Origin of the sequence: Occallatibacter sp. (assembly GCF_049802275.1) — a bacterium.
GTDB lineage: Bacteria > Acidobacteriota > Terriglobia > Terriglobales > Acidobacteriaceae > Telmatobacter.
Genome location: NZ_JBARMD010000043.1, coordinates 1 through 6,055 on the forward strand (window position 1 = coordinate 1; position 6,055 = coordinate 6,055).

General features: G+C 56.0%; 7 protein-coding genes. 3 read left to right on the forward strand and 4 right to left on the reverse strand.

Going from position 1 to position 6,055, the window contains the following annotated elements:
• Window positions 1–850 (reverse strand): UDP-N-acetylmuramate--L-alanine ligase (locus WA354_RS01275; RefSeq protein ID WP_472811198.1); only part of this gene is annotated, 850 nt, incomplete at its 3' end.
• Between the two features lie 763 nt (window positions 851–1,613).
• Here WA354_RS01275 and WA354_RS01280 point away from each other — a divergent pair.
• Both WA354_RS01280 and WA354_RS01285 read left to right on the forward strand, forming a co-directional pair.
• On the forward strand, window positions 1,614–2,192 hold the full coding sequence (locus tag WA354_RS01280; protein WP_472811199.1) for a YceI family protein: 579 nt from the start codon (window positions 1,614–1,616) through the stop codon (window positions 2,190–2,192).
• A gap of 61 nt (window positions 2,193–2,253) precedes the next feature.
• The gene (locus tag WA354_RS01285) at window positions 2,254–2,790 is read left to right on the forward strand and encodes a MarR family winged helix-turn-helix transcriptional regulator (RefSeq protein ID WP_472811200.1); all 537 of its coding nucleotides are present in this window, start codon (window positions 2,254–2,256) and stop codon (window positions 2,788–2,790) included.
• A 56-nt stretch (window positions 2,791–2,846) separates the two neighbouring features.
• On the opposite strand, the gene WA354_RS01290 is transcribed toward WA354_RS01285, so the two are convergent.
• From WA354_RS01290 to WA354_RS01300, 3 genes are all read right to left on the reverse strand, one after another.
• The gene (locus tag WA354_RS01290; protein WP_472811201.1) at window positions 2,847–3,593 is read right to left on the reverse strand and encodes a response regulator transcription factor; all 747 of its coding nucleotides are present in this window, start codon (window positions 3,591–3,593) and stop codon (window positions 2,847–2,849) included.
• Window positions 3,594–3,624: 31 nt separating this feature from the next.
• Complete coding sequence (locus WA354_RS01295; protein ID WP_472811202.1) at window positions 3,625–3,993, reverse strand: PilZ domain-containing protein; 369 nt, start codon at window positions 3,991–3,993, stop codon at window positions 3,625–3,627.
• A gap of 191 nt (window positions 3,994–4,184) precedes the next feature.
• Window positions 4,185–5,447, reverse strand: a complete 1,263-nt coding sequence (locus WA354_RS01300) for a hypothetical protein (RefSeq protein WP_472811203.1) — start codon at window positions 5,445–5,447, stop codon at window positions 4,185–4,187.
• 304 nt (window positions 5,448–5,751) lie between these two features.
• Between WA354_RS01300 and WA354_RS01305 the strand changes: the two genes are divergently transcribed.
• Window positions 5,752–6,055: hypothetical protein (locus WA354_RS01305; RefSeq protein WP_472811204.1), on the forward strand; the 304-nt coding region annotated here is incomplete at its 3' end.

Sequence of the window (6,055 nt, forward strand, 5' to 3'; positions counted from 1 at the left end):
TGGCATTCAGCGTGTTGTGGCGGCCGGGGACATGCAACTCGAACGCGCCGAGCACGCCGGTGGGCGCGTGCACTTGGAAGTGCGAGAAACAGCCTGCGCGCGGTTGGAGAAATTCGAGGCGGTAGTCGGCCTCGGGCGCCATGCCGTAAGTGAAGACACGCCGATGTACGCGCGGCAGAATCGCGGCGAGAGCGGCATTGTCGATGCATGCCGTTACGGCTCCATAGAACGGGACCTTATCCATGAACGCGAGGTAAGCGTGCTCCACATCATCCATGTCGCGATAGCAATCCATGTGTTCACGGTCGAGATTTGTCACGACGGCAAGGATGGGCGGTAGCTTGAGAAACGATCTGTCGCTTTCGTCAGCCTCGGCAACAAGGTATTGCGTGGTGCCGAGCCTTGCGTTCGAACCCAGCGCGTCAACACGGCCGCCGACAACGACTGTCGGATCCAGTCCTCCAGCCGCAAGTACCGAAGCAACCATTGTCGTCGTTGTGGTCTTGCCGTGCATACCAGCAATAGCGATGCCGTATTTAAGGCGCATCAACTCGGCCAGCATTTCGGCACGCTGAATCACGGGAATCTTGCGAGCGCGCGCTTCAACAACCTCAGGATTGGCGGCTGAAACGGCGGAACTGGTGACGACGACCGTGGCTCCTGCGACGTTGGCGGCCTGGTGCCCCTCATAGATTGTCGCGCCCAGCTGGGCCAGGCGATCGGTGGCCGGGCCGCGGCGCAAATCGGAGCCAGAGACGTGAAACCCCATGTTGAGCAGGATTTCGGCAATACCGCTCATGCCGATGCCGCCGATACCGATGAAGTGAGCGTGCTGTGAGGTGACGAACATTGCTGGCGAAGCTTCAGGTTAGCACCCGGGGTCAGTCGCCAGATTTTAGTTCTCAGCGTTCAGTACTCCCTGATTCGCGATTCAAAGTTCACCGCTTCGGTTGGGGAGAATGGAGTGGATCGAACTCGCAAATGGGAGCACGCACGCACAATGGAGAAGAACTGTCGAATTTGAATCGCGAAAAACATGCAAACCTTTTGTGGAAAACTGCAGATTTTGGGAGGGGGGTGGGGGTACCCATTGATATGGACCGGGGACATGTCTGACATGTGAATGGACCGGCCATCGACAAATTCGTTTCGGCGATCGACGTCGAGTTTCATCGATCCGAGTTCCGGTGTGCATGTAATGTCCGTCCCAATTCCATTGTGCGCCGGGAAGCGGAAATTACCTGCAAAGTTCGGGGCATGATTTCTGCGCTTGATTTCAGTCATTTAGATGGAAGAGCGAGCACGCCTGCATTGACAGCGCGTTGGAGTGCACCCCAAAAGTGAGACAGATAAGCGTTGAGGTGTACCCCTATTTCCACGATTCAATTCAGAAACTTGGGAAGCAGGCCAGGTGGCCTTCTGCCTGACCGAGAATATTTGTTGCAACGAATAATGACCCTGGGGCGTCCATTACGTAGATACCTGCGGTTTCCCGGCGCTTCCCTGCTGGCAACTCCCGAACTTGGCTTCCAGCGGAGGCTTAGGCCAGCTGTGACCTTAACCCCGTAGCCCGGCGCGTGGCCCGGACTGAAATATGAAAGGAAATTACAACAATGAAGCGTTTCGCAATGACTCTTGGCGTGTTGTCGATGGCTTTTCCCATGTTGGCGGTGGCTCAAACTTCGACCTGGGTTCCTGATAAGGCGCACAGCGAGGTCGATTTCGGCATCCTGCATATGAGCCTGTCCAAGGTGCACGGACGGTTCGGCAATATCGGCGGACAAATTGTGTGGAACGACGCCGACATCACCAAATCCACCGTCAACGTGACAATCGATGTGGCTTCCGTAGACACAGGCGTGGCGCCGCGAGATACCGACCTGAAGAGCGCCGGCATGTTTGACGTTGCGCAGTTCCCGACCGCGACCTTCGTGAGCACGAGCGTGGCGAAGACCGGCAAAGGTCTCACCGTCAACGGCAACCTGACTCTGCATGGCGTCACAAAGCCCGTGGTGTTGCAGGTCGAGGGTCCGACTGGACCGCTTCCCGGCATGGGCGGCAAGATGCACGCGGGTTTCTCAGCTACGACGACGATCAGCCGGACGGCATTTGACCTTGGGACGAAGTATCCTGCTGCTGTGCTGGGCGATGATGTGCAACTGATCATCGACCTCGATGTAGTGAAGCAGTAGTTGCAGAAAGGCCCGAATCGCTCGATGCGGGCCGTTTCCGTCAGGCTGGTTTGGGGAAGATATGGCAGCGTTGAAACATGAGATTGCGCAGGAACGCCCATTTTCGAGCGTCGAGGAAGAGGCGTTCCTGAACCTGATGCGAACGACGGACTGTCTGCATCGGGCTTTCCAACGCAAAACACGGGACTGGGGCATTACGTCAACCCAATACAACGTACTGCGCATCCTGCGCGGTGCCCAACCGCAGGGGTTGACCTGTTCAGCAATCGGCGATCGGATGATCACGGCGGAGCCTGACATTACACGGCTGCTGGCTCGAATGAAGACCCTGAAGCTGATCAAACAACAGCGCGATAAGAACGACCGCCGCGTAGTGTGGACGCAGATCTCCGCCACAGGCCTTGAACTGCTTGGCAAGATGGATCCGGAAATCACGCGTGCCCCGAAAGAGTTGCTGGGACATCTGGATCGGAAGGACCTCACCGAGCTAACGCGCCTGCTTGAGTTGGCCCGCAAGAATTGCGTGAGTACGCAAGCGCCTGTCAGCTGCACCGGCGAGACATGCGAAGTGGCTGAAACGACAAACAAGTCTCTCTAAAAGCTTCGGCGCCGCCCTCAAGCAGCGCCGAAGCGAATACATGGATCACCGCAGGATCAGCGGGTGACGATCTTTTGCGCGACAACCGCTTCGTCGGCGTCGGACTTAATGATCTTGTTGTGCAGGCAATAGAGAGCGAGCTCGAGCCGATCAGAGACACCCAGCTTGTCGTAAATCTTGCGCAGGTAATTCTTGATCACCTGCTCGGTCGTTCCCAGTTGGAATGCGATCTCCTTATTGCGTTTGCCCTGGGTAATACAGGTGATGATCGCTGTTTCCTTGGGTGAGAGTCTCGGCTGGGTGCGCGGACTGACGAGTGCAGCGGCCTGGGCGCGATAAGCTTCGATGACCCAGTTCACCGCCTGATTGTCGATCCAGGTTTCGCCGGTGGCGATACGACGCACACAGCGAACCAGCAGGTCTGGTGAGATGGAGCGGGAGATGATGCCGCGCACGCCGCGGCGATAGAGATCGACGGTCTGCCCCTCGTCGCTGGTGATGGCTTGCACGATCAATTTGACATCCGGGGCTACGCGGAGCACGTCGGGGATGGCATTGGGCGCACCGACAAGCAGTCCACCTTCAATCAGAACCACATCGGCGGGGTGGCGTTCGAGCGCCGCGCGCAGATTCTCAAGCGAGTCGGCCTGAGCCACAACGCGGATGTCGTCTTCGAGCGCAAAGATTTTGCGAATTCCCACACGATAAATAGCCTGAGAATCCGCAAGGATAATGCGGGTGGTTCCCGGCTTCACGGGTGTGTCTAGAATTTCGCCATCAGGTGTTTCGTCGAGAAGTTCCATAGGTGGCTGCTAAAAGCCGTCAATCCAGGACCTACTGCTCCACGAAATGATATTCATCGATAGTAGCAGCAGCCTGATAATGACTTTGGCTTATGGAGCAGCGTACCACACGTCCACGACAGTGAACTAACACATCTTGGGGAGTGCCGAGCACACTTCCGGGCATGCGGAGATGGAAATCGAGCTCCTCGCCGACGTTGATCGGGCCCGTAAGTTCAAGTAGTACACCATTCGCCGAAACGTTGCGCGTGACAGCCGGCTGGTCATGCAGTTTGTCGTCAGCCATCTCGACCGGCAACGAGAGAGGGAATCGCACGGCGCACCTGACTTCTTTCAAAAAGGTGCCTCGTCCGGTCTTGCTCATTTCCTCGGGAGGATTCGACTTGGAGATCTCCATCATGCGATTTCCTTTTTCCGCTTATTCGCCCACTGCTGAATGTATACAACTTCTGCGGTAGAACCTAGAGCACGAAAGTTTAAAAGTAGTAATCGGTTAGGTAACTCTGCCGGGAGCATTTGCATCAGTTGCATCACAGCGCGTGCAGAGAATATCAGAAAAACGAAGTCACCTGCGTATATATAAAGTCACATCTATATATAAAAAGCCGCCGATCCGCCTACCCACTCCTGATTCCTGTTGTGATCAACGCCCATCATCCTCCCGCGTCCCAGGCGCACGAGCGACAAGGCAGGGGTAAGAACGCCCCCGTCCGGCCACATATACAGAATCCTGATTTCTGCCTGCGTGAGTCCGAACGGCGTATCAATTGTCGGCTCGAAACGCATCCGCTGTTGCACGAGGTAATTAGACCGCTCTTCTGCGGGGATGGCCTCAAGACGGCCACGCGACGGCTCAAACTCGATTCCCTTCCCCGCAAATGAAAAAAGCGGCTTGAGAAGGAGGTCTCCATAAACCGTGTCGCTCTTATCAGTGGCAGGCAGCGGTACCCCGGCGGCAGAAAGAGAATCGCGACCTAGGCCTGCGAGAAAATCGTCGACAAATACAGCAGGCGGAACAACGGCAAACCGCCCGGCGCTGGAAAGCCAGGGAATGGAGAACTTGCTGATCAGGAAATACCAGTTGGGATGTCCCGCCCACTCCACTTCCCAGGGGTGCGAAAGATCGAACGGTAGCCGGATGTTACGGGCGATGAGTTCGTCGGCAATGGCACGATTGTAGATGCGATGAATGGGGGTGAGCCGGCCCGCTGCATCACGATAGTGCAATTTGTTGCCAACCGGTTCGAGCGAGGCAATATCTACAAGAGAAATGCCAAGGCGCTGCGACGTGACGTGAAAATCAGGGAAGGTTTTCTGATGCAGCGGATCAACTTCAGTCAGGACGACGTTTTCAGGGTTGTGACGGCCCACGACAGTGCGTCGAAGAAGATCCCAATACGCCTTCTCGCTGAGTCCACCAAGAAAGGTGGACAACGACTGAGGCAAATCAAAGACTTCGCGATAGGCGGAGCATAGTTCTGCCTGGTACGCGAAAACCGACGGAAAGGCCTGAATCTCGACGAGCTTCGGCACGAGCTTCCCTGAACTGGAACGTACCCAGGCAAAGTCGGCGGTCAGGAAGTGGGGATGAGCCGTCTCATTGGCGACATCGAATCCTGAGGGAATTGCGCGGCGCGCCGCAGCCAGATATTTTGTATTGGCAATGAGGTATAGCGCGAGGACTGCCCCCTGTTCAGCTATCTCATCAAGTTGGGCATGCGACAGGAAGATCGGCGTCTCCGCCACCCGGAAATGAATTGGCCCACCGCAACGAACCTCAAGGTTTGCCAGCAGCCGTGCGTAACCCTGGGCTGTAAACCGCTCATTGAAGGAACTGCGCATTTCCTGAATCAAGTGATCTCCTGAGACGAACAGAATCTTCACATCGAGTCGTTAGCCGATTGCGGGGAACGACAAGATGCCTCCGAGGAATTAGTGGCTTGGGGCAGATTGTACCCGACTCCGATAGATCACTTAGGGAGTAACAGTAACGTGACCTTTTGGTGACGGTTACCGTTCATTTCTCATAATGCGAGACTAGTAAACGTTATCTAAACATTTTCTTGCGTGACCTCAGTACTTTTGTTGTAACGCCTTGCCACGTTTGCGTTAGTCTTCTCAGCAGATTCCGTTGTTCTTTTTCTGAGGTGTAAGCCAAATGTCTTCGTCATGGTTGAAAGTTTCATGCGTGGCTCTCGGTTCGGCTCTTGCTCTGTCCGCAATTCCAGCGGTTGCAGCGCCTTCCACGCATTTGAGCTCGCCAATTGTTGTACAGCCGGTGTTACGGCTAACTGACAGCTCTCCGATCGTGGTGCAGCCGATTCTGCGCATGGCCAGCTCACCGATCGTGGTGCAGCCGATTCTGCGCATGGCCAGCTCGCCGATCGTGGTGCAGCCGATTCTGCGCATGGCCAGCTCACCGATCGTGGTGCAGCCGATTCTGCGCATGGCCAGCTCACCGA